At 39.8% G+C, this 22,247-nt stretch carries 24 protein-coding genes; 8 read left to right on the top strand and 16 right to left on the bottom strand.

Annotated elements, in window-relative coordinates; all coding sequences use genetic code 11:
• Window positions 1–170: 170 nt before the first annotated feature.
• Window positions 171–530: a 50S ribosomal protein L20 gene (gene rplT, locus M5121_RS09360; protein ID WP_004675688.1), complete on the bottom strand. Its 360-nt coding sequence runs from the start codon at window positions 528–530 to the stop codon at window positions 171–173.
• An 11-nt stretch (window positions 531–541) separates the two neighbouring features.
• Window positions 542–736 carry a 50S ribosomal protein L35 gene (rpmI, locus tag M5121_RS09355; protein WP_004637967.1) on the bottom strand — a complete coding sequence of 65 codons (195 nt, stop codon included), beginning with the start codon at window positions 734–736 and terminating at the stop codon, window positions 542–544.
• Between the two features lie 236 nt (window positions 737–972).
• Between rpmI and M5121_RS09350 the strand changes: the two genes are divergently transcribed.
• On the top strand, window positions 973–2,226 hold the full coding sequence (locus M5121_RS09350; RefSeq protein ID WP_249571019.1) for an MFS transporter: 1,254 nt from the start codon (window positions 973–975) through the stop codon (window positions 2,224–2,226).
• Between the two features lie 32 nt (window positions 2,227–2,258).
• Here M5121_RS09350 and M5121_RS09345 read toward each other — a convergent pair whose 3' ends face one another.
• Both M5121_RS09345 and M5121_RS09340 read right to left on the bottom strand, forming a co-directional pair.
• Window positions 2,259–2,684: a YqaA family protein gene (locus tag M5121_RS09345; protein ID WP_249571018.1), complete on the bottom strand. Its 426-nt coding sequence runs from the start codon at window positions 2,682–2,684 to the stop codon at window positions 2,259–2,261.
• A gap of 26 nt (window positions 2,685–2,710) precedes the next feature.
• Window positions 2,711–3,328 carry a glutathione S-transferase N-terminal domain-containing protein gene (locus M5121_RS09340; RefSeq protein ID WP_087545619.1) on the bottom strand — a complete coding sequence of 206 codons (618 nt, stop codon included), beginning with the start codon at window positions 3,326–3,328 and terminating at the stop codon, window positions 2,711–2,713.
• Between the two features lie 289 nt (window positions 3,329–3,617).
• Between M5121_RS09340 and M5121_RS09335 the strand changes: the two genes are divergently transcribed.
• The gene (locus M5121_RS09335; protein WP_087545618.1) at window positions 3,618–4,091 is read left to right on the top strand and encodes an Hsp20 family protein; all 474 of its coding nucleotides are present in this window, start codon (window positions 3,618–3,620) and stop codon (window positions 4,089–4,091) included.
• Between the two features lie 60 nt (window positions 4,092–4,151).
• Here M5121_RS09335 and infC read toward each other — a convergent pair whose 3' ends face one another.
• Both infC and thrS read right to left on the bottom strand, forming a co-directional pair.
• Window positions 4,152–4,703: a translation initiation factor IF-3 gene (infC, locus tag M5121_RS09330; protein WP_081399795.1), complete on the bottom strand. Its 552-nt coding sequence runs from the start codon at window positions 4,701–4,703 to the stop codon at window positions 4,152–4,154.
• A 5-nt stretch (window positions 4,704–4,708) separates the two neighbouring features.
• Window positions 4,709–6,631 (bottom strand): threonine--tRNA ligase, encoded by a 1,923-nt coding sequence (gene thrS / locus M5121_RS09325; protein ID WP_249571017.1) that lies wholly within the window; start codon window positions 6,629–6,631, stop codon window positions 4,709–4,711.
• A 265-nt stretch (window positions 6,632–6,896) separates the two neighbouring features.
• Here thrS and M5121_RS09320 point away from each other — a divergent pair, with 265 nt between their 5' ends.
• Entirely contained in the window at window positions 6,897–8,540 is a 1,644-nt protein-coding gene (locus M5121_RS09320; RefSeq protein WP_249571016.1) for an acyl-CoA synthetase, read from the top strand.
• A gap of 45 nt (window positions 8,541–8,585) precedes the next feature.
• Here the strand turns inward: M5121_RS09320 and yjgA are convergent, their stop codons facing one another.
• From yjgA to mazG, 9 genes are all read right to left on the bottom strand, one after another.
• Entirely contained in the window at window positions 8,586–9,125 is a 540-nt protein-coding gene (gene yjgA / locus M5121_RS09315) for a ribosome biogenesis factor YjgA (protein ID WP_005164369.1), read from the bottom strand.
• Between the two features lie 2 nt (window positions 9,126–9,127).
• Complete coding sequence (locus tag M5121_RS09310) at window positions 9,128–9,397, bottom strand: HPr family phosphocarrier protein (protein WP_087545614.1); 270 nt, start codon at window positions 9,395–9,397, stop codon at window positions 9,128–9,130.
• A complete protein-coding gene (rapZ, locus tag M5121_RS09305; protein WP_249571015.1) occupies window positions 9,394–10,245 on the bottom strand; it encodes an RNase adapter RapZ in 852 nt (283 codons plus the stop codon). Before rapZ ends, M5121_RS09310 begins: the two co-directional genes overlap by 4 nt.
• A 23-nt stretch (window positions 10,246–10,268) precedes the next feature.
• Window positions 10,269–11,114 carry a pantoate--beta-alanine ligase gene (gene panC / locus M5121_RS09300; RefSeq protein ID WP_249571014.1) on the bottom strand — a complete coding sequence of 282 codons (846 nt, stop codon included), beginning with the start codon at window positions 11,112–11,114 and terminating at the stop codon, window positions 10,269–10,271.
• 3 nt (window positions 11,115–11,117) lie between these two features.
• On the bottom strand, window positions 11,118–11,927 hold the full coding sequence (panB, locus tag M5121_RS09295) for a 3-methyl-2-oxobutanoate hydroxymethyltransferase (RefSeq protein WP_249571013.1): 810 nt from the start codon (window positions 11,925–11,927) through the stop codon (window positions 11,118–11,120).
• A 39-nt stretch (window positions 11,928–11,966) separates the two neighbouring features.
• Entirely contained in the window at window positions 11,967–12,455 is a 489-nt protein-coding gene (folK, locus tag M5121_RS09290; RefSeq protein ID WP_249571012.1) for a 2-amino-4-hydroxy-6-hydroxymethyldihydropteridine diphosphokinase, read from the bottom strand.
• Window positions 12,452–13,906: a polynucleotide adenylyltransferase PcnB gene (gene pcnB / locus M5121_RS09285; protein ID WP_249571011.1), complete on the bottom strand. Its 1,455-nt coding sequence runs from the start codon at window positions 13,904–13,906 to the stop codon at window positions 12,452–12,454. Before pcnB ends, folK begins: the two co-directional genes overlap by 4 nt.
• A 139-nt stretch (window positions 13,907–14,045) precedes the next feature.
• A complete protein-coding gene (locus tag M5121_RS09280) occupies window positions 14,046–14,474 on the bottom strand; it encodes a ComEA family DNA-binding protein (RefSeq protein ID WP_249571010.1) in 429 nt (142 codons plus the stop codon).
• Window positions 14,443–15,249 carry a nucleoside triphosphate pyrophosphohydrolase gene (mazG, locus tag M5121_RS09275; RefSeq protein WP_249571009.1) on the bottom strand — a complete coding sequence of 269 codons (807 nt, stop codon included), beginning with the start codon at window positions 15,247–15,249 and terminating at the stop codon, window positions 14,443–14,445. The genes M5121_RS09280 and mazG overlap by 32 nt, the downstream gene beginning before the upstream one ends.
• 93 nt (window positions 15,250–15,342) lie before the next feature.
• On the opposite strand from mazG, the gene M5121_RS09270 reads away from it, so the two are divergent.
• From M5121_RS09270 to M5121_RS09250, 5 genes are all read left to right on the top strand, one after another.
• Window positions 15,343–16,116, top strand: a complete 774-nt coding sequence (locus M5121_RS09270; RefSeq protein ID WP_005164341.1) for an SDR family oxidoreductase — start codon at window positions 15,343–15,345, stop codon at window positions 16,114–16,116.
• A gap of 199 nt (window positions 16,117–16,315) precedes the next feature.
• Window positions 16,316–17,686: a COG3014 family protein gene (locus M5121_RS09265; protein ID WP_018677545.1), complete on the top strand. Its 1,371-nt coding sequence runs from the start codon at window positions 16,316–16,318 to the stop codon at window positions 17,684–17,686.
• Window positions 17,687–17,704: 18 nt separating this feature from the next.
• On the top strand, window positions 17,705–18,112 hold the full coding sequence (locus tag M5121_RS09260) for a DUF1425 domain-containing protein (protein ID WP_005164336.1): 408 nt from the start codon (window positions 17,705–17,707) through the stop codon (window positions 18,110–18,112).
• 28 nt (window positions 18,113–18,140) lie between these two features.
• On the top strand, window positions 18,141–18,743 hold the full coding sequence (gene lpoB, locus M5121_RS09255; protein WP_005164332.1) for a penicillin-binding protein activator LpoB: 603 nt from the start codon (window positions 18,141–18,143) through the stop codon (window positions 18,741–18,743).
• 73 nt (window positions 18,744–18,816) lie between these two features.
• Window positions 18,817–19,818 carry a CsgG/HfaB family protein gene (locus M5121_RS09250; RefSeq protein ID WP_026315733.1) on the top strand — a complete coding sequence of 334 codons (1,002 nt, stop codon included), beginning with the start codon at window positions 18,817–18,819 and terminating at the stop codon, window positions 19,816–19,818.
• A 101-nt stretch (window positions 19,819–19,919) separates the two neighbouring features.
• Here M5121_RS09250 and M5121_RS09245 read toward each other — a convergent pair whose 3' ends face one another.
• Window positions 19,920–22,226, bottom strand: a complete 2,307-nt coding sequence (locus M5121_RS09245; protein WP_249571008.1) for a RelA/SpoT family protein — start codon at window positions 22,224–22,226, stop codon at window positions 19,920–19,922.
• Between the last annotated feature and the right edge of the window lie 21 nt (window positions 22,227–22,247).

The raw sequence follows: 22,247 nt of genomic DNA, 5'->3' as shown, positions 1-22,247 counted from the left end.
GAAATTTACATGAAAAATACTCTATGGATTATTTCAATTATAGCTATATCCATTTCGTCTACATATGGAATGGGAAAATGGACATTAGAAAACAGAGTTGATAATTTGTTTTTAGGTTATTGATCAATAAAAAAGACCGCTAAAAAGCGGCCTTCTTTGAATCTCTAAGCTTATGCAGCTAATGCGCCTTTAGCTTTTTCAGCTAAAGCAGCAAATGCAACTGCATCATGCATAGCGATGTCAGCTAATACGCGACGGTCGATGATCACTTGAGCTTTTTTCAAGCCATCGATCATACGGCTGTAAGACAAACCGTTAAGACGAGCACCAGCATTGATACGCGCAATCCATAAAGCACGGAATTGACGTTTCTTTTGACGGCGGTCACGGTAAGCATATTGACCAGCTTTGATTACCGCTTGGAACGCTACGCGGTAAACGCGTGAACGAGCACCATAGTAACCTTTAGCGCGAGCAAGAATTTTTTTGTGACGGCGATGAGCCTGTACACCACGTTTTACACGAGCCATTTATAATCTCCTTAGATGTATGGGCACATAGCACGAACTGATGCAACGTCACTTACGTGAACCATTACACAACCGCGCAATTGACGGATACGCTTAGCAGATTTTTTGGTCAAAATGTGGCGCTTGAATGCTTGTTTGCGCTTGAAACCGTTTGCAGTCGCTTTAAAGCGTTTAGCTGCACCACGGCGAGTTTTTAACTTAGCCATAGTAACCTCTTTTGGGCACCTGTTCGGCTCGTTTGCACTATTGCAAATCGACCTGCAGGTAAGGAAGGCAGTATCATATAGCATCTGCCTTTAAAACAAAAGTAAAATGCTCATTTTTTAACAGCAACTACTTTATTTTTCTCAAACGTTATTTTCCATAATTAATTCTCAAATTATGAGAAACATCCACAAAATCAGCGCCTATAATAGAATCAAATTATTAAATCTTTATTTTTATGAATATTCAGAATGATGCATTCGCCGCGTTACGGTATCGAGATTTCTCTATTGTGACCTTGAATCAATTTTGCTTAACACTGGCAATTTTAATTCAGGAAATTATCGTTGCTTATTCACTCTATCAAATCACTCGTGATCCCCTAACCTTGGGTTTTATTGGTTTGGCTGAAGCAATCCCATTTATCACGCTTTCTTTATGGGGTGGTTATTTTGCAGATAAACTGAATAAACAAAGCATTATGAAGGTCTGTTTATTCTTTTCCATTCCTTTACCTTTGGTTCTTTGGGGCTTATTCCATTTCCATGGCTTAGAAAAAATTGGTATTAGCACACTTTCTTGGGGCATTTATGCTGTCATATTTGCCTTAGGTACTATTCGGGGTTTTTACAATCCATCAGCAACCTCACTCAAACCCTTTTTAATTCCACGCGAGCTGTATGCCAATGGTGCCACTTGGACCACGATCGGCTGGCAAAGTGGTGTGATTATTGGGCCAATGTTGGGTGGTTTTATGTTGGCATTTCTTGGTAGAGAAACCAGTCTTTTTGCAGTATCAACATTATTGGCAATCTGCTTTATTTTGATTAATTGCTTACAGAAACGAACATTCCCCAAAATGGAAACTGAGAATGTCTTACAAAGCCTAACCGATGGTTTCCGCTTTATTTGGAAAACCAAAATTGTTTTATGGGCAATCTCACTAGACTTGGTATCGGTACTCTTTGGTGGTGTGATTGCTCTGTTGCCCATTTTTGCCGAAGAAATCTTAAAGGTCGGCCCTCAAGGTTTAGGTTATCTACGCGCCGCCCCTTCGATCGGCGCGCTGATTACTATGATTGTCCTGACAAAATTCCCACCAATGCACCACGCTTGGCGGAATATGTTATTGGCTGTCGCTGGCTTTGGTATTTTTACCATTCTGTTCGCCTTTTCAAACAATATATGGCTATCACTATTTGCCTTAGCCATGACTGGTGCTTGTGACAGTGTTTCTGTCGTAGTTCGTCAAACTGTGCTACAAATTTTCCCACCTGAAAATATGCGAGGTCGAGTGGCTGCGGTAAATGGAATGTTCGTTTCATCGAGTAATGAACTCGGGGCTTTTGAATCAGGTCTGGCAGCCAAGTATCTCGGAACAATCACCGCGACCATATTTGGTGGTTGTATGACGCTTGCAGTTGTAACTTACTGTTGGTTGAAAACCAGTGATTTATTTAAAGTCGATATTACTACAGGTACTGATCATTAAAGGTTTTAGGGAAAGTCAAACTTTCCCTTTTTTCAAAAAACTCCAACATATAACACATACAACGTTAAATAACGCCCACCTTTGGCAATGCTGACAATCAATAAAAATCGCCAAAAATTTTCTTTCATCAATCCCGCAATCAAAGTAATCGGATCACCAATCACAGGTGTCCAACTCAGTAGCAGCGAATAAAAACCATATTTATGATAGATCTGTTGTGCTTGTGCTAAGCGCTGTTCTGAAATAGGAAACCATTTTTTATCTTTAAAATGTTCAATTTTCAGTCCTAACCACCAGTTCACACATGAACCCAAGACATTTCCAATGGTTGCAACCAAGATCAGATAAAAAGGATTGGAAAGCCCTTGTATCAATAAGGTTATTAATACTGCTTCCGACTGTAAAGGTAATAATGTTGCAGCCCCAAAAGCAGATATGAACAACAACCAATAACTCATGAGGCAAACTTGAACACGGTAAAATATTAGACTTGGATTGATAAAGCTTTTTGTATCGCAGAACGCGCCGTTAAGCGTTCAATATAGTCTTGCACATATGGATAATCTTCAAGCTGAATGCCTTGCCATTCATAACGCAATGCCCAAGGCAAGATTGCCATATCGGCAATTGAATACTCACCCGCCACGAACTTCTGACCAATCAATTGCTTATTTAAAACAGTGTAAAGGCGCTTAGTCTCATTGATATAACGATCAATTGCATAAGGAATACGTTCAGGTGCAAATTTATTAAAATGATGATTTTGCCCTAGCATTGGACCAAACCCACCCATTTGCCACATTAACCATTGCTCTACTTCAACTCGCTCTTGTTCATCAGTCGGATAAAATAGACCTGTTTTTCGACCTAAATATTGCAAAATCGCACCTGATTCAAATACAGAAATCGGTTCACCTCGCGGTCCATTTTGATCAACAATCGCTGGAATTTTATTATTAGGAGAGATTCTTAAGAAGTCTGGTTGGAACTGATCATTTTCCAAAATATTAATTGGAAAAATTTGATAATCCAAGCCCATTTCCTCAAGTGCAATGGTTATTTTATGTCCATTGGGTGTTCCCCAATAATAAAGATCAATCATTTTAAAATTATTCTCCATACACCGTAGATGGTAGCTCTTTACACACCTTAATAGATTTAAAAAAAAACAACAAGTTCTGCAAATTAAAAATAATTTTTTATAATTATCAATTATATATAAAATTTATTTAAAAAAATAGATCTTTAACTTGAATTTTTTAAACCCAAACATATATTCATTATTGTGTTAGAAATGACGATTTTTAACATTCTGTCGATGTTTATACATGGCAGGTTTAAGTTTTATCTTCTTATTTTTAAAACTTTGCTGACCTCAGGAGGTTCTAATCATGAGTAATCTAAATCTTCATCCTTTATTTCGTCGTAGCATTGGATTTGACCGTTTAAATGATTTTATTGACTACGCCATGCAAAGTGATACACCCAATTACCCTCCATATAACATAGAGAAATCTGGTGAAAACCGTTATCGCATTGTGGTGGCTACCGCAGGTTTTAGCCTAGAGGAATTAGGACTGAGTCTAGAAAATCAGCTTCTTACCATTTCAGGTAAACCTGAGGTTGTTCAGAAAGAAACAACTGAATATCTGCATAAAGGAATCGCGCGTCGTGCCTTTAAATTGTCTTTACGCTTAGATGAACATATTGAAGTTCAACAAGCTGATTATGAGAATGGTTTATTGGTCATTGAGTTGGAACGAATCATACCAGAAGAGAAACTTCCACGCGAAATCCCAATTGGTAAGAAAAAACTTTTACTTGATCAGCCTGATTCTACAGAAAAAACTGTAAGTACTCAGTAATTATGCTTTAAATCAAAAAAGCCCTGCTATTCGAGCAGGGCTTTTTTGATGATTGGATGATTACTTTTTCTTTTTCGGACCAAGTAACATGCCCATCTGACGACCTTCCATCTTCGGCGCTTGTTCAACTACGCCAAACTCAGCAACGTCAGCTTCAATTTTTTGCAATTGAGCCAAACCAAGCTGTTGATGTGCCATCTCACGACCACGGAAACGCAAGGTAATTTTCACCTTATTTCCTTCTTCAAGGAAACGTAAAATTGCACGCAATTTTACTTGGTAATCACCTACGTCCGTTGCAGGACGTAACTTGATTTCTTTCACTTGCACTTGATGCTGTTTTTTCTTCGCATCTTTTTGCTTTTGCTTTAAGTCAAATAAGTGCTTGTTGTAGTCCATGATTTTACAAACAGGCGGTTCTGCATTAGCAACAATCTCAACAAGGTCAAGATTAGCTTCTTCAGCAGCACGTAATGCTTCAGTTAATGAAACAACACCTTTTTGTTCTCCATCTGCAGCAACAAGGCGTACTTCTTTCGCACGAATCTCTTCGTTGATTGCAGGACGGTTACTTTTAGCACCTTGTTGTTGGTTACGGTCAGGCTGTTTAATCTTTATTACTCCACAATGTACCGGCCGCGTTCGGCAACGGCAGATTTCACTAGGTCAATAAATGCATCTACTGACATAGTACCTAAATTTTTTCCTGAGCGAGTACGCACATTAACAGTACCTTCTTCAACTTCTCGATCACCAAGAACTAGAAGGTAAGGAATACGCTCTAGGGTACGCTCACGAATCTTAAATCCGATTTTTTCATTTCTCAAGTCAGAAATAGCACGAAGACCATTTTCTTTGAGTTTTGCAACCACTTGTTCACATGCTTCTGCTTGTGAATCAGTAATATTCATAACACACGCTTGAATTGGTGTTAACCACGGCGGCATAAAGCCCGCATAGTGTTCAATTAGTATACCAATAAAACGCTCAAAACTACCAAGAATTGCACGATGAAGCATGACTGGTTGATCACGATCATTGTCTTCAGTGACATAAGACGCATCTAAGCGAATTGGTAAGTTGAAGTCACATTGAATCGTACCGCACTGCCATACACGACCTAAGCAATCTTTCAATGAAAATTCAATTTTCGGACCATAGAATGCACCTTCACCAGGTTGCAAATCCCAAGCCAAGCCTGCGTTATCTAAAGCATCCGCCAAAGATTTTTCAGCTAAATCCCAAAGTGCATCATCACCGACACGTTTTTCAGGACGTGTAGACAATTTCATTTGTACTTCTTCAAAGCCGAAGTCTTTATAAACATCTAAAGTCAGCTTAATAAAGTCAGCAACTTCTTGACCAATTTGTTCTTTGGTACAGAAAATATGTGCATCATCTTGGGTAAATCCACGAACACGCATAATCCCGTGTAAAGAACCTGATGGTTCATTACGGTGACATGAACCAAACTCCGCTAAGCGAATTGGTAAATCACGGTAAGATTTCAAACCTTGGTTAAACACTTGTACGTGACAAGGACAGTTCATTGGCTTAACAGCATAGTTACGACTCTCTGAATGAGTTGTAAACATGTTGTCTGCGTAGTTGGCTGCATGACCAGATTTTTCCCAAAGCGTAAAGTCTACGATTTGCGGCGTTTTAATCTCTAAGTAGCCATTGTCTTGCTGAACTTTACGCATGTATTGCTCAAGCACTTGGTAGATTGTCCAACCATTTGGATGCCAGAACACCATACCCGGTGCTTCTTCTTGCATATGGAATAAATCTAAAGCTTTACCAATTTTACGATGGTCACGCTTTTCTGCTTCTTCAATACGTTTGATATATGCAGCTAACTGTTTTTTATCAGCCCAAGCCGTACCATAGATACGTTGAAGCTGTTCATTCTTCGCATCACCACGCCAGTAAGCACCAGAGATTTTTGTGAGCTTGAATGATTTTAAGAATTTAGTGTTTGGTACGTGCGGACCACGGCACATATCCAAATAATCTTGATGGTAGTACAAGCCCATTTGTGTTTCATTCGGCATGTCTGCGATCAAGCGCAATTTGTATTCTTCGCCACGTGCTGTGAATTCTGCAATCACCTCATCACGTGGTGTCATTTTTTTGATGACATCATAATCTTGATCGATGAGCTTTTTCATACGCTCTTCAATCGCTGCCATATCATCTAAAGTAAAAGGACGTGGCATCCAAATGTCATAGTAGAAACCTTCTTCAATGACTGGACCAATTACCATTTTTGCTTCTGGAAACAGCTGCTTAACAGCGTGACCAACGAGATGTGCGCAAGAGTGACGAATAATTTCTACGCCTTCTTCATCTTTAGGCGTGATAATTTGCACAGTTGCATCTTCGGTAATCAAGTCTGAAGCATCGACTAAACGATCATTAACACGACCTGCTACGGTATTTTTCGCAAGACCCGGACCAATGCTTAATGCAACGTCCATCACAGATACGGCGTGATCAAACTGTTTTTGATCGCCATTTGGCAAAGTAATAATTGGCATAATAAAATCCTTAAGGAGTGATGCCCTATACGAAGGAGCATATCACCGCGAGATTATGTATTGAGGCGAACCTCAAAAGATAAAAAACGGCGGATAAAAAAAGTATTCAAGATTTTACACAGGTTTAGTTGAGGATGAAACCTTTGAATCATAAAAACCTAGATTGATTAGGCTTCATCTCCGACTAAAGCCTAAATGATTTAGACTGAATGACACACTATGTTGATATAGATATAAATGAAAAAAACACAAATGGAGCAAACACATGGTTAGTGCATATGATGAATTACCGAGAACCCCTGCAAATTTCGTTGCTTTATCACCTTTACGTTATTTAGAACGTGCTGCTTATATTTATCCATACCAAGCCGCCATTATTCATGGGGAACGTCAAATCACATGGCAACAAAGCTATCAACGTTGTCGCCAGTTTGCACATCGGCTCACTCAGTTAGGAATTCAAAAGAATGATACCGTTTCGGTACTGTTGCCGAATGTACCTGCAATGATTGAGGCACATTTTGCTGTACCAATGGCAGGTGCAGTACTCAATACGCTGAATACTCGCCTCGATGCCAAAACCATTGCTTTTATGCTGACTCATGCAGAATCAAAAGTTCTTTTGGTCGATCCAGAATTCAGATCACTTGCTGAAGAAGCGTTAAAGCTGATCACTCAAGATATTATTGTGATTGATGTATTTGATCAGGAATACGAAGGTGAGCAAATTGCACTTGGGCAATATGAATATGAATCGTGGTTAGCTAAAGGTAATCCTGAATTTGAATGGCTACTTCCACAAGATGAATGGGATGCGATTAGTCTGAATTATACTTCAGGCACCACAGGCAATCCAAAAGGTGTGGTTTATCACCATCGTGGTGCTTATCTCAATGCGGCCAGTAATATTTTGGCATGTGGTATGAAACCTCGTGCGGTTTATCTATGGACACTACCACTATTTCACTGTAATGGTTGGTGTTTTGCATGGTCAATTGCTGCCAGTGGCGGTACCAATATTTGCTTACGTCGAGTTGATCCAGTTTTAATTTTTAAATATATCGCTGAACACAAAGTCGATTATTTCTGCGGTGCGCCAATTGTCTTATCCATGCTCATCAATACTCCAGCAGAACAAAAAACAGCTTTCAACCACCATGTTGAAGTCATGGTTGCTGGAGCTGCCCCGCCCGTTGCGATTATTGAAGGTATGCGCCATATTGGAATTAATGTTAATCATGTCTATGGTTTGACAGAAACCTATGGCCCATCGGCATTATGTGCTTCGCAAGCAGGATGGAGTGACTTATCTATTCAAGAACAGGCTCAACTTCATTCTCGTCAAGGTGTTCCTTATCCACTCCAAGACAGTATGCGAGTACTTGATCCTGAAACGATGCAACCCGTACCGAATGATGGGCAAACCATGGGAGAAATTATGTTCCGTGGTAATATCGTGATGAAAGGTTATCTCAAAAATCCACAAGCGACTGAAGAAGCTTTTAAAGGTGGTTGGTTTCATACAGGAGATCTAGCCGTTTGCCATCCTGATGGTTATGCCAAAATTACTGATCGCTCTAAAGATATTATCATTTCAGGTGGCGAAAATATTTCATCGCTCGAAGTCGAAGATGTACTTTACCGCCACCCTGCTGTACTCACCGCCGCAGTGGTCGCAAAACCTGATAAACGTTGGCAAGAAGTGCCTTGTGCATTTATTGAGTTGAAGCAAGGTGCATCTGCTTCCGTAGAAGAAATTATTGCACATTGCCAAAAAGAACTGGCTCGCTTTAAAGTTCCTAAAGATGTGGTGATTACTGAGATTCCGAAAACATCGACAGGCAAATTACAAAAATTTATTTTAAGAGAGTGGGCAAAAGAACGAGCTAGCGTTTCGTTTGAGAATTAATGCCTAAAAATAAAAAGAAGTTTCAACTGAAACTTCTTTTTGGCTTTAACCTTGATCAGATAACAAGGCGACTTGCTGTACATAGTTCACAAATTTGAGCTTGGATGCGGCAAGTTCTTCTTCACTCACCTGCTGTTTGATATCTCGATGAATGCGTAAAACATGCTGACGCAAAGTATGGCGTTCAGAAGCATTAAACACTTTACTAAACTCATTAATAATTGGATCACCTTGATCAATCATTCGATCGACCCAACGCATCAATTGCATTTGTTTTTTAGCACCTTGTTGCGGTGTCAAATAAGATAAAATCGTGGTTTCATTTTCATTACGCAATAACTTACCAACACGTTGAAACTGACGACGGCGTGCTTCAAATGAACTGATCTTCTGCACTTCAAGTAATGCATCAATCAAACGCTCATCGACAGGAAGCTTTTGAATTTGTTTTGGATTGAGTTGAGCCAATTGCTCACCTAAAGCAGCCATACGTTGCACAGCTTTTTTTTGCTCGGTTCTACTCGCACGTCCTTCTAATGACTCAAAATCTTCATCTGTATAACGTTGTTGGGTACCACGTGCCACGATTACTCTGCCTCATAAAATTTTGCTGCGAACAGCGTTTGAATTTCTTCCAGTGCTTTTTCTTCATCAGCACCATCAATCACCAATCTTAATGTTGTGCCTTTACCAGCACCCAACATCAACAATGACATAATATTTTTTGCATCAACCAATTTATCACCCTTGCCGATTTGTATCGAAGAGCTAAATTTGGTTGTGACTTCAATCAGTTTACCAGATGCACGCGCATGTAAGCCGAGTTTATTAATTACATCAATTGTTGTGTCTATCATGACCAGTGCTTCATTTCTCTATGTAAGATTTGGACAGTCCATTTTGCCTTAAGAGCCTGTTTGAGTCTATCCACGATATAAACTGAACGATGTTGCCCACCTGTACATCCCACTGAAATGGTCATGTAATGTCGATGCCCTTCCGCAAAAGCTGGCAACCATTTTTCCAAGAAGTTATAAATATCGGTAAACATTTCATTGGTTTGCTGATTGCTTTCTAAAAAACGGCAGACGGGATCATCCAACCCAGAAAGACGACGCAACTCTAAATCCCAATGCGGATTAGGTAAATGACGCACATCAAATACATAATCCGCATCAAGCGGAATGCCATGTTTATAGCCAAAGGATTGTAGAATCACAATCAACTTGTCTGACTGCCCCAGTTTGGTCAGCAGGATATGCTTTAAATCATGGACACTTTTATCTGTGGTATCAATATGCACGGTGGAACGAAACTGGATCGGTATCAGCAACTGTTTTTCCTCCTGTATGCACTGCAACAGGCTATTAAAACGATTTGCTAAAGGGTGCGGCCTGCGTGAGGCACTAAAACGGGAAACCAGATCCTGATCCTGAGTGGTCAGGTAAATGATATCCACGGTACCATGCTTTTTTAATTGCTCAAAAACATGGTCAAACTCCTGCATATCGGCACGGGTGCTACGGATATCAACGCCCAGCGCCAACTGCTCAAGATTATTCTCATGATCCAGTTTAGCTACAATTTCAGGCAATAATGCCAAAGGTAAATTATCTATACAATAATAGCCCAAATCTTCAAGCACCTGTAATGCAGATGATTTCCCTGAACCGGACTGTCCTGTAACGATAAGAATACGCTTCATCGCATATCGCCCTTTAATTTATTTTATGTTTTGAAATTAATGTGTAAATTATCAATCAAACGTGTTGAACCCAATTTAGCCGCAATAAATAAAACTAAATCACGATCAAACTCTTCAATTGGTTGCAAATTAGGTTGACGAGCCTCTACATAATCCACAACAAATCCAGCTTGTGTCAATTCCGTTGAGATATTTGCTAACACTTGCGAAAGTGATTGCCCCTCTCCCAATCCAACCTCAGCTTGTTTTAACAACTGATAAATTTTTGGCGCAATATTTCTTTGCTCTTCAGACAAATAACCATTGCGTGAACTTAAAGCCAAACCATCTGCTGCTCGTACAATTGGTACACCGATGACTTCTAATGGAATATTTAAATCCTGCACCAACTGACGAATTACAGCCAATTGTTGATAATCTTTTTCTCCAAAAAAAGCATAATCAGGTTGTACTATATTGAATAGTTTAGTGACAACAACCGCCACGCCATCAAAATGACCTGGACGCGATTGACCACATAAATCATTGGTAATTTGACTAACACTAATATTGGTTAAACGAGGCTGCTTGCCATACATTTGATCGACAGAAGGGGCAAAAATAATGTCACACCCTACATCTGCCAACAAACGACTATCTTGTTCTAAGGTACGTGGATAGCTATCAAAATCTTCACCCGCACCAAACTGGATTGGGTTAACAAAAATACTCACCACCACGACATCACAGATTTTTTTTGCAGCGCGCACCAAAGTCAAATGACCTTCATGCAAATTCCCCATAGTTGGCACAAAACCAATAAGTTTTTTTGCTGTTCTTGCTGGAGCTAACGATGCAGTTAAGCCTTGTATTGTTGTTTCTGTTTTCATGAGTTAGAGCTCAACTTGAAAAGTGTGTTCTTTCGCTGGAAATGACTGGTCCTGAACGGCGGCATGATAGGCCTTAAAGGCGTCCAGAATTGCGGTTTCGCCCGCTTGTTCTTTCATAAAATTACGCACAAAACGCGCAACGCGACCAAAAGTTAAACCAAGCATGTCTTGTACCACCAAGACTTGCCCATCAGTTTCATTGCCTGCACCAATACCAATCACTGGCGTATTAGGAAATAGTTCAGCAATTTCCTTGCCTAACTGAGCTGGAACACACTCTAATAATAATACCGCAGCACCTGCATCAACCACCGCTTGGCAATCCGAAATTAATTGATCTGCTGCTTCACGCGTTCGTGCTTGAAGTTTATAGCCGCCGAATACGTGTACTGATTGTGGCGTTAATCCCAAATGCACACAGACAGGAATACCATTACGTGTCAAAACTTGGACTAATTCACTTAACCAAGCACCGCCTTCAATCTTGACCATCTGCGCGCCGACTTGCATCACGGCTTTGGCATTTTTTAGACCATCTTCAAGTGTCGCATAACTCATAAATGGCAAATCAGTCATGATCAAAGCATGCGAATTACCGCGACGAACAGCAGCAGTATGGTAAGCCATATCTTCTACTGTTACAGGAAGTGTGGAATCTCTTCCTTGAATCGCCATTCCTAGAGAATCACCAATTAAAATTGTATCAATTTCAGCCAATTCCATCGCTTTAGCCATACTTGCATCGTAACAAGTAAGACATGAGAACTTACGTCCATCAGCTTTAAATTTTCTTAAGTCACTTAGACTAATCATGATGATATCCTCTGCAGGCATTTCCAGAACGAAACAATCTTACGCAGTTGCCCAAGATTGATCTGCGATTACAGTTAAGTTTGCTTGCTGCACTAGTTCTAAATCTTTTAATGAGTGCCCATTTAACTGTAAATGAGCATCTAAATCTAATAAGGGAAGGATCACAAAATCACGTTCTAAAATACCAATATGTGGTACGATCAAACGTTCATTTTGAATCTGCTCTTGACCATAAATCAATAGATCCAAATCAAGCGTGCGCTCTCCCCATCGCCTTAAACGAATACGACCTGCTTCTTGCTCAAATTGTTGTAATTGGTCTAATAAGGCAAGTGCTTCAAGTGTCGTGTCCAATTGAACAACGGCATTTAGATAATTTGGCTGGTCCTGAGGACCCATCGGCGGACTTTGATAAAGCCTTGAAACTTTTACCGAACCTAAACTAGCCAACTTCACAACAGCTTCGCTAAGAATCTGTTGTGAATCGCCTAAGTTACTGCCTAAACCGATATAGGTACGAATAGTCATTGCGTCGGTCCAAAAACCACTTGGCTGAGATCACGTTGTACACGCTTACGCTTAAGGATCGGATGATCTGCATTGATTTGTCCTGAAACGGCAGTCGCTTTTTCAATAAAACGGCTAGTTGATTCATTTGCTCTAACACGTTCTTTCTTGGCACGGCGGCTTCTAGGCTCAGGGACATTGACCAAAGGCTCAATCTCAGTGGTCTTTGGCTCATCAACTTCAACTGTCTTACGGCGTGTTTTACTACGTTGACGGTTGTATTGACGAATTGCGACTTCTTTCTGATCGATTGACATTTCTTGGTAAGCTTCCCACCAAATACCCATGCCTTCGGTGCTGCTATCACCTGATTTCTCACGTAACAACAAGAAGTCAAAGCCTGCACGAAAACGTGCATGTCCAGCTAAAGCTTCAATTTGCTGTGGTTTTGGATTGAGCAAACGGGTTTGCATTTCCCATACTTCACGAATAAAAGTTTCAGCAAAACGAGGAATAATGGTACGTGTGGCTTGACGTTTCAATACATCCAAACCAGCTTGGGCACGTGCTTCAGCAGGAACAACACCTTTATTTAAATAAAAATCACAACGCTCTAAGAAAGGCTTCCATAACAATACTGCATAAAAAAATGCGGGATTAATGGTCTTACCAATTTGAATTCGTTGATCAGTATTTTTAGCTGCACGTTCGATGAAAGCTGTTAGATTTGCAGGAATTTCAGCAAATAATTGCTTCCAAACACCAAACTCAATCAGCATCGGCAAAACGCGTGCAAGATGTCCCATCGTAAATAATTTTTGAGACTCATCGTATAATCGATGAGGTGAAACGTCACGCAACAGTTGCGTCATTTCAACATCAAAAACATCAATAATCGATTGATCAATTTGGAAGTTAAGTTTCGCAGCAAAACGTAAAGCACGTAACATCCGAACGGGATCTTCTTCAAATCGCTGGGCAGGCTCACCTAGAAAACGCAAAGTACGCGTTTTAATATCATCAACTGCATGACAAAAATCTAGCACGATCGCTTGGCGCGGTTGATAATACAAAGTATTAATTGAGAAATCTCGACGCGCAAAATCCTGCTCAATTGTTCCCCAATTATTATCTCGCAAGATCATACCAGAAGCACTGGTGACTGCTTTTTTGGGAGGAGCGCGGAAAGTTGCGACTTCAATCAGTTCGCGACCAGAATAAACATGTGCTAATTCGAAACGTCGACCAATAATTCGGCAACGTCGACCAAAAACTTCTTTCACTTGTGCTGGTGTTGCATTGGTGACAGCATCAAAATCCTTAGGATTAAGACCTAACATCATATCGCGAACACCGCCGCCCACAATATATGCCTCATAGCCCGCTTTCGTTAGGCTATCGATTACATCTAATATTGAAGAAGGGAGTTGGGCTGTGGACAAACCACATTTTGACGCACGCAAAGTTTGCAAAAGACACTGTCTCCTACGTCAGGACGTAAATAACAATTTGTCGCTAATCATAGCTCTAACACACTCAAAGGGCAATTTATTCTGTTGAAGTTTCAACAGATCAGTATGTTTTAATTGCAATATCATCTTTATTTTTATCCTATAATGCTAAACGTGCTTTATTTTTTTCAAGCAATTTTGGACCAATTCCTTTGACATTGACCAACTCATCTACCGTTTTAAAACCACCATTCTTTTGGCGATATTCCACAATAGCCTGTGCCTTTTTCTCACCAACGCCATTTAAAGTCTGTAACTGCTGTAAATTTGCTTGGTTCAAACTAATCTTATCGCCCTGAATATTGGTAGAGGATGAAACTTGCTGGTAGCTTTTCTGTTGCGTAGGTCTTGATAAATAATAATTATTGTTAGGCTGCTTCGCTAATTGCTGATCACGTGCTTGTTGTTGAGCTTTCCATTTTTCATAGGATTGATCAAATGGCTGCGCACTCACATAAACAAAGCAGCTTAAAAATATAAAAATAAATAGAACAAAGTTATGTTTGCTGCGTGGTTGCGGCAAATTCATTGGATTTCCCCTGAAGTTTTAAGTGTCGTTTTGCTTGCTCCCAGAGTTCATCCATTTCTGCCAAACTCATTTCTTGCAAGTCTTTATTTTGTCTTTGTGCTTGTTGTTCAATATATGCAAATCGGCTTCTAAATTTATGAATCGTTGCCAATAATGCAGTCTCACTCGACACGCCAAGTTTACGTCCTATGTTAATTAAAGAAAATAGGCAATCTCCAAATTCTTCTTGTATTTCATCAGTTTTTTGAGTTTTTATTGCCTGTTGTAATTCCTCTAATTCCTCATTTAACTTTCCATGAGCATCTTCAACTGTTTCAAAATCAAAACCTAGCTGCGCTGCTTTTTTTTGAATCTCATGTGCCTGTACCAATGCTGGCGCATGTTTCACTTCATCTAGTCGAGATTGAGCCTTACCTTGTTTTTCTTGCTGCTTAATTTGTTTCCATAGTTCACTGACTTGTTCTGGATCTAAATTTTGATATTTTTCAGCTTGAAATACATGTGGATGACGACGAATTAATTTTTCACTAATTGCATCTACCACATCATGAAAGTTAAATGCGCCTTGTTCACTATACATCTGAGATTGGAACACGACCTGCAATAACAAATCGCCTAACTCATTACGAATTTCATTTAGATCGCCCTCTCGAATCGCAGCTTCCACCTCATAAGCTTCTTCGATCGCATAACGCGTCAAACTATTTGGTGTTTGTTGTTGATCCCATGGACACTTTTGTCTTAATTCGTGCATGATTTCTAATAACTTTTCCATGAATTCCTCCAAATACACCAAATTGTTGCAGCTTGAACCTGCTTATGCGTAATATACGCCGATTAAAGAAATATGATAAAGCAAGGGAAAGCAATGCAACATAGCGTATTTATTAGCGGGGCAGCACAAGGAATTGGTGCTGAGATTGCACGCATCTTTCATCGTCATGGTTACAAAGTCGGTATTTATGATATTAATGATGAGCAAGCGCTTCGTTTAGCCAACGAACTTGGTGAAAATGCTAAAGCGGGTTATTTAGATGTCAGTAACTTTCGTCAGTGGAAAATAGCACTACAAGATTTTAAAAATTGGGCAGGCGAACTGAATATTTTAATTAACAACGCTGGAATCTTATACTCTGGCGCATTTGAGGAGACATCAATTCAATCCCATCATCGCACTGTGGATATCAATATCAAAGGCGTTCTGAATGGTTGCCATGCAGGGTTACCCCATCTAGAAAAAGCGAGTTTTGCACGTGTAATTAATCTTTCTTCAGCTTCAGCAATTTATGGACAAGCAGATTTAGCCTCATATTCAGCAAGTAAGTTTGCTGTTCGTGGTTTAACAGAAGCCTTAGATGTAGAGTGGCAAAAATATAATATTCGTGTACTCGATGTAATGCCTTTATTTGTACAAACCAATATGGTGAAGAATATGGATGCGGGTAGTATTCAAAATATTGGCGTTGATTTAACCCCCGCTGATGTAGCAAAACAAGTATTACATCTAGCACAACAAAAAGATCATGCCCTGATCCCGACCCATACTCCTGTAGGTATCAAAACTAAGCTGATGTATCAATTGTCGAGTATTAGCCCACAGTTTTTAAATCGGCTGACTAATATTTTTCTATCAAAAAGATAAATTAAAAGATTCATTCAAATAATATTTGAATGAATCAAAATAAATATTATGTTTCAAAAACTTATACTAATAAAAAAATCTTTTACTTTATAAAATAAAAATATTTATTAAATATCTCCTTAAATCCCTGTTAATTATTTATAACTTTTTGTATATTTGCATAATTTTTGATACATTTTGTATTTTTACAGGGGTTTATATGTCATCTTTATTATTAAAACCAAAGCTTTCACTCTTATTCATCAGTTGCATAAGTTTATCGATTTCTGGTTTAACAACTCAAGCACATGCTGGTTTATTTGATAACTATACGGATACGGCTCAGAATTTTCGTTCATCATTGACTCAACCGATATCGGCACCAACGCAAGAATTATTTGAAAAAAAAGCTAAAAGTAATGATGCAGCGTTGTATCTATTAGAAAAGGCGCGTTTAGAACAAGCAAACAAACAATATGAAGCCAGTAAGCAAACTTTTGAAAAAGCATTTGAACTATTAGATGCTCAAAATAATAAAGCAACAATTAGCGCCTCTAAATTAGGTTTTAAGGCACTTTCCCTCGTGAGTAATGATAGTGTAGCACCTTATAAGATTCCTGAATATGAACAGGTATTAGCACATGTTTACCAATCGATAAACTATCTAGCTTTAAATAATACTGAGGGCGCGGCTGTTGAAATGCGTGTAGCGCAACGTATTCAACGCGAAATTGAATTAGCTCATAGCAAAGAAGCAGAAAAAGCAGCAGCTAAAGGTCAAAATGTTAATTCTGCTCCAGCTGAATACGATGAAGCTTTAGCTGGACTAAATACAATTGCGGGTAAAGTAAAAAATACCTATCAAAATGCGTATGCATTTTATATGGCGGCAACATTATGGGAAGCCTTGGGTGAAAAAAATGATGCTTTAGTTGATTATAAAAAAGCATATGAACTACAGCCAAATGATTTTATTAAAAATGATGTAAAACGACTCGATAACGCCGCAAAGAAAGCAAATGGTCAATATCCAGTTGTTATTTTTCTGGAGCAAGGATTAGTTCCTCAAAAAATTTCTTCGACCTTAGCAATTCCAACACTAAATGGATTAGTGAATATCTCATTTGCAAGCTATGACCCTTCAACCTATGTTGCACCAAGTCAGGTTGATGTGGCTGTAAATGGGAAAACCGTTGCAAATACAGCATTACTTACTGATATTGGTGCGTTGGCTGTCAAAACACTAAAAGAAAAGATTGCCGCTAATCTCACAACTCAAATTGCACGTTCTACAGCGAAATACGCTGTACAAAAAGAACTGGGCAATCGTTTAGGCGTATTTGGACAACTTGCAGGCAATATCTATAACACTGCCACAGAAAAAGCAGATGTTCGTGCATGGAATACCCTCCCAAGCAATGCACAAGTCACTCGCCTTTTACTCCCTGTTGGTAGTCATACCATCCAACTTAAAAACAACTATGCAAATCAATCGATCAATATTGAAGTGAAAGCTAATCAGACGACCTTCATTCATGGTATCGAAACCAACCAACAAATTGTCGCTGATAGCTTCAGTATCGCTAAATAATAACTTGAGTAAAACATAATGAAACAACGCCTTTTACCCATAATTCTGTGTAGCTTTAGCCTTGGCTTAACTGCATGTACAGCACCAAATGCGATGCGTACACAAACAGACCCAAATACTGGTGCAAGCAATGTCAGAACCATGACAGGTAATCCTATTCTCGCAACCCGTATTGGTGTCAATCGAATCAATATGGTCAGTCTTGGAGATATTAAAAAAGCATCACTCGCCTTAAAAAATGGTTGGTTCTACGAACAATCTTTTGAATACAAAGTTGTTTGGTTTGATGCCAATGGAACAGAAATCAATCCAGAAGGTGCAACTTGGAAACCAATCACATTACAAGGGCGTGAAGTAAAAACCGTTCAGTCTGTCGCACCTAATCCAAGTGGTGTTGATGTACTTATTTACATGAAGAAAGACTAATCAACAGCTTATTTATAAGGGGTAAAACATGAAATTCCGTACTTTGGCTTTAGCAACCACAATTGGCAGCATGGCATTGTTCAGTGGCTGTGCCTCCCAGGCTGTATCTTATGGCGATGCACAGGCAACTGAAACCTTAACCAAAGATTTTGGTTCAACCGACCTTCAACAAATCGCAGCCAAGATGGTTGATGACATGCTGGCGTTTCCTCCGGTGATTGAAATGACTCAGGCTCGCCGTCCAGTACTGTTTGTTGACCGTATCAAAAACAAGACCCAAGAGCATATTGATACTGAATCCATCACTGACACCATCCAGAACAAACTGATTAATTCTGGAAAATTCCGTTTCGTTGACATGACTTCTGTGGGCGCAATGGCAGACCAGTTAGCTTATCAACAGCAAAGTGGCATGGTAGACAAACGTACAGCAGTGAAAACAGGCTCTCAAATTGCCGCTGAATACATGCTGAATGGTAACTTATCCAGCATCGTCAAAAATTCAGGCGGTAAGAGTGATGTGTACTACAAGTTCACTTTCAAATTACAAAACCTGAAAACAGGTATTGTTGAATGGACAGGCGAAAAAGAAATTCGTAAATCGGCTAAACGTGCTACTTTTGGTCTATAAACCATTCACAACAACAATAAACCCGATGCTCAGCACCTGCTGAACATCGGGTCATATAGAATGATAGAAAATGATGAAATCCTTACTTTGTGCAGCCCTGTTCTGCTTAACAACAATTCACTCAGCTAACGCCGCCCTACAAGAAGTCATGAAAGAAGCCACAGGTAGCGGCCCAACCCAACAACAGGCTATTGCAGAAGCCTTGCTGATTGCAGCCCAGTCTGTAAATGGCACCAGTGTCAGCTCACGCACTGACTTAGCGGAAGAAGTGAACATGGTGGTCAGCAACAACCATTGGAGCTACCAAGGAAAAACCTCGCCTGTGTTCAGTGTTGAAACACAGGGCACTAATGCGATTAATCGTTTTCAGGTGTTAAGCGTTTCGGGTTCGGGCAAGAACTACCGCGCCAAAGTGCGTGCTTATGTCAGCAAGTTTCAATCAAGTGTAGCGGATCAACACTTACGCCGTATTGCGGTTATGCCATTTCAATATAACTATTCAAAAACTCAACTCACAGATGGCAGTGATGCTGATGACTTTGTGACAGAAGTTGCTGATTTGGTCGGCACTCAACTGGCAAACTCACGTCAGTTAAGTTTGGTGAGTCGTGACTATATTGAGGAAATGGCAAGTGAAAATGCCTTTCTTCGTTGGGATGGTGCACCAGCAGAAATGGCAAGACTTGGGCAAAAAGTGGGTGCTGACTATATTTTAGTTGGACGTATCAATGAAGCAAAAACGACTCAAGGACGTTCATTTTATGGCGCTGTTCCAGCTGGGCAACAAGCAATCCGTCTAAATTGGCGAGTGATTGAGGTGAATACAGGAAAAGTTGCTGCTGCAGGAACTGTAAATCAACAGCAACGCCAATCTCTAGGAGAGCTTATTCATAATTCACAATCTACAACCTCATCAGACTTACTCGCACAACAAATAAGTAATGATGTCTTAAATGGCTTGTCTTTAATGCCGATCAGTTACTCTCGACAAAACTCGACACAAGTAGAGAGTTCAGAACCACTCTCGGATGCTGAACTCACACCAGGTTCGAGTGAAAAACCGATTCGTTGGTGATCGAATAATCTGTGTATATTCAATTTATGATTTTTTGTTGATGCAAAAAAAGAACACTTTAAATTCATTTAAAGTGTTCTTTTTTATAAATATAATGTCAATCAACCACCCTGAACCAAACGTCTTGCACTAATAATGCCTGGTTGTTGCTCTAAACGAGCTAAAAGACGAGACAGTTGTGCCAAACCTTTCACTTCAATCAGTAACTTCATATTGGCAATCCCATCTGCCTCAGAAATCGTATTGACCTGACGAATATTGATTTGGTCTGAGAAAATCACTTGCGTGAGGTCTTTAAGTAGACCACGGCGATCATAAGCCTCAACCACGATTTGCACACTCTGACCACGGGTCGGTTGCATTTCCCAATCCGCTTCAACAGCACGTTCAGGCTCTTGAGTCGTCATACGCAAATAATCTGGACAAGCAACCTTATGGATACTGACACCACGATTTAAAGTGATATAGCCCCCAATCGACTCACCATGTACAGGTTGACAACACTGTGCAATATGCAATTCCACATTATCCAAACCATCGATCAAAATCCCGTGTGCTGAGAGCGTATGGCTGGCACGTGGATTTAAGGCAGGTTTTAAAACCAGTTCAGGCTCATCTTGATCCAAGTGCATCTGACGATTCACTTGATTCATCAAAGCATGCAAACTGATATCGCCACTGACTAAAGCAACTAAAATGTCATCGCCTGATTTCAGATTAAAGTGAGATGAATAGTCTTTAAGATCGATACTTTTCGGGTGAATTGCTAAGCGTGCTAACTCTTTATTGAGTAACTCACGCCCCACCTCAACATTCTTACTCCGATCTTGCTGTCTAAACCAATGGCGCAACTTGTCACGCGCACGAGCAGTTTTGATATAACCTAAAGAGTTCACCAACCAATCACGGTTCGGTTCACGATCTTTTTTGGTTAAAATCTCAACCTGTTCACCCGTTTTCAGCGTATAAGTTAATGGTACATAACGTTGATTGACACGTGCTGCATAACACTTATTACCTACCTCAGTATGTACATGGTAAGCAAAATCTAAAACTGTCGAACCTCGAGGCAATTCTTTAATATCACCATCACGACTAAACACATAGATTTTTTCAAAATTTTCAAAATCTTGAATTTGATCTATACCATTTGACTCTTCATCCTCGCCATGGGGTGTGGTTTCGGTACGCTCTTGATAATGTTCCAATACCGCACGTAAAGAATGTAGACGATGATTAAATGAATGATCGGTATTTTTTGCACCTTCTTTATAATTAAAATGCGAACAAACGCCCAGTTCGGCTTCGTTGTGCATCTCGAAGGTACGAATTTGTACTTCTAAAGATTTATTTTCAGCAATCACTGCCGTGTGTAATGAGCGATAACCATTGGCTTTTGGATTGGTGACATAGTCATCAAATTGGTTCGGGATATGACGCCACAGCTGATGCACAATACCTAAAGCGTGATAACAGTCTGGTACACTTTTGACCAATACACGCACTGCACGAATATCATAAAGCTGATCAAAACTCAGATTTTTACTTTTCATTTTTCGATAAATCGAATAAATGTGCTTCACTCGTCCAGTGATTTCCGCCTGAATATGATGCATACCCAGTTCAGTCTTTAGCTTATCAATCACAAACTGAATATATTGCTCTCGCTCTAAACGTTTTTCATTCAGCAACGATGCAATTTCTTTATAACGCTCAGGCGCCAAATAACGGAAAGCGAGATCTTCTAATTCCCATTTTAGTTGTGCAATACCTAAGCGATGTGCAAGTGGTGAATAGATCGTTAAAATCTCACGTGCAACGCGTTCTTGGCGTTCTTTACTTGCAGTGGCTAATTCACGTAAAGCATAAGTACGTTCAGCCAATTTGATCAAAACAACGCGTACATCTTCTGTCACTGAAATGAGCATTTTATAAATGCCGTTTAAATGCTCACGCTGATTGTTATTAAAATGATCTTCTAAACGTTTATTTTTTTCAATCAATTCAGAGAGCTTACCCATCGCAAGCGTGCCTTGTACAAGACCAAGCACCTGTTCGCCGAATTGTTGTTGAATATCCTCTAAAGTAATTAAACCTTCGCGCACACTTCGATACAACACTGCCGCTGACAATGTGTCTTCATCAACATGTAAATGCGCCAAAATATCAGCCATGCCAATACCTGTACTAAAGGTATTGCTACGATGATGAACCGTGGTTTCTAATTCTTTTGCCAAGGTCAGCTCTGCAACTTTTTGAAGTTGCTTTAGCTCTGCCCCATCCAAAATATCACGCACTCGATCTAGCCAAGAGACCAGACCACTTTGCGCTTCAGCGGCATGTTCTACAGTCGTTTCCTCTGACAACTCATGGAGTCGTCCAGGTAACTGCTCACGTACTGTGACCATACCATTCTCCTCTGGATATGT

It is taken from the genome of Acinetobacter sp. ANC5681 (assembly GCF_023488045.1).
Classification (GTDB): Bacteria; Pseudomonadota; Gammaproteobacteria; order Pseudomonadales; family Moraxellaceae; genus Acinetobacter.
Note: the sequence above shows the minus strand (reverse complement) of the source record. Positions and strands in the feature narration are given on the sequence as shown.

Excerpts from the sequence above, each read along its gene's own strand:
- M5121_RS09310 (WP_087545614.1), bottom strand. The coding sequence starts at position 9,397 with ATGATAGACACAACAATTGATGTAATTAATAAACTCGGCTTACATGCG.
- thrS (WP_249571017.1), bottom strand. The coding sequence starts at position 6,631 with ATGCCAATTATTACTTTGCCAAATGGCGATCAAAAACAGTTTGATCAC.
- M5121_RS09245 (WP_249571008.1), bottom strand. The coding sequence starts at position 22,226 with ATGGTCACAGTACGTGAGCAGTTACCTGGACGACTCCATGAGTTGTCA.
- lpoB (WP_005164332.1), top strand. The coding sequence starts at position 18,141 with ATGAAATTCCGTACTTTGGCTTTAGCAACCACAATTGGCAGCATGGCA.
- M5121_RS09265 (WP_018677545.1), top strand. The coding sequence starts at position 16,316 with ATGTCATCTTTATTATTAAAACCAAAGCTTTCACTCTTATTCATCAGT.
- folK (WP_249571012.1), bottom strand. The coding sequence starts at position 12,455 with ATGACTATTCGTACCTATATCGGTTTAGGCAGTAACTTAGGCGATTCA.
- rplT (WP_004675688.1), bottom strand. The coding sequence starts at position 530 with ATGGCTCGTGTAAAACGTGGTGTACAGGCTCATCGCCGTCACAAAAAA.
- rapZ (WP_249571015.1), bottom strand. The coding sequence starts at position 10,245 with ATGAAGCGTATTCTTATCGTTACAGGACAGTCCGGTTCAGGGAAATCA.
- M5121_RS09340 (WP_087545619.1), bottom strand. The coding sequence starts at position 3,328 with ATGATTGATCTTTATTATTGGGGAACACCCAATGGACATAAAATAACC.
- panB (WP_249571013.1), bottom strand. The coding sequence starts at position 11,927 with ATGATTAGTCTAAGTGACTTAAGAAAATTTAAAGCTGATGGACGTAAG.
- M5121_RS09350 (WP_249571019.1), top strand. The coding sequence starts at position 973 with ATGAATATTCAGAATGATGCATTCGCCGCGTTACGGTATCGAGATTTC.
- M5121_RS09335 (WP_087545618.1), top strand. The coding sequence starts at position 3,618 with ATGAGTAATCTAAATCTTCATCCTTTATTTCGTCGTAGCATTGGATTT.
- M5121_RS09280 (WP_249571010.1), bottom strand. The coding sequence starts at position 14,474 with ATGAATTTGCCGCAACCACGCAGCAAACATAACTTTGTTCTATTTATT.
- mazG (WP_249571009.1), bottom strand. The coding sequence starts at position 15,249 with ATGGAAAAGTTATTAGAAATCATGCACGAATTAAGACAAAAGTGTCCA.
- M5121_RS09320 (WP_249571016.1), top strand. The coding sequence starts at position 6,897 with ATGGTTAGTGCATATGATGAATTACCGAGAACCCCTGCAAATTTCGTT.
- M5121_RS09260 (WP_005164336.1), top strand. The coding sequence starts at position 17,705 with ATGAAACAACGCCTTTTACCCATAATTCTGTGTAGCTTTAGCCTTGGC.
- rpmI (WP_004637967.1), bottom strand. The coding sequence starts at position 736 with ATGGCTAAGTTAAAAACTCGCCGTGGTGCAGCTAAACGCTTTAAAGCG.
- M5121_RS09250 (WP_026315733.1), top strand. The coding sequence starts at position 18,817 with ATGAAATCCTTACTTTGTGCAGCCCTGTTCTGCTTAACAACAATTCAC.
- panC (WP_249571014.1), bottom strand. The coding sequence starts at position 11,114 with ATGAAAACAGAAACAACAATACAAGGCTTAACTGCATCGTTAGCTCCA.
- M5121_RS09270 (WP_005164341.1), top strand. The coding sequence starts at position 15,343 with ATGCAACATAGCGTATTTATTAGCGGGGCAGCACAAGGAATTGGTGCT.
- M5121_RS09345 (WP_249571018.1), bottom strand. The coding sequence starts at position 2,684 with ATGAGTTATTGGTTGTTGTTCATATCTGCTTTTGGGGCTGCAACATTA.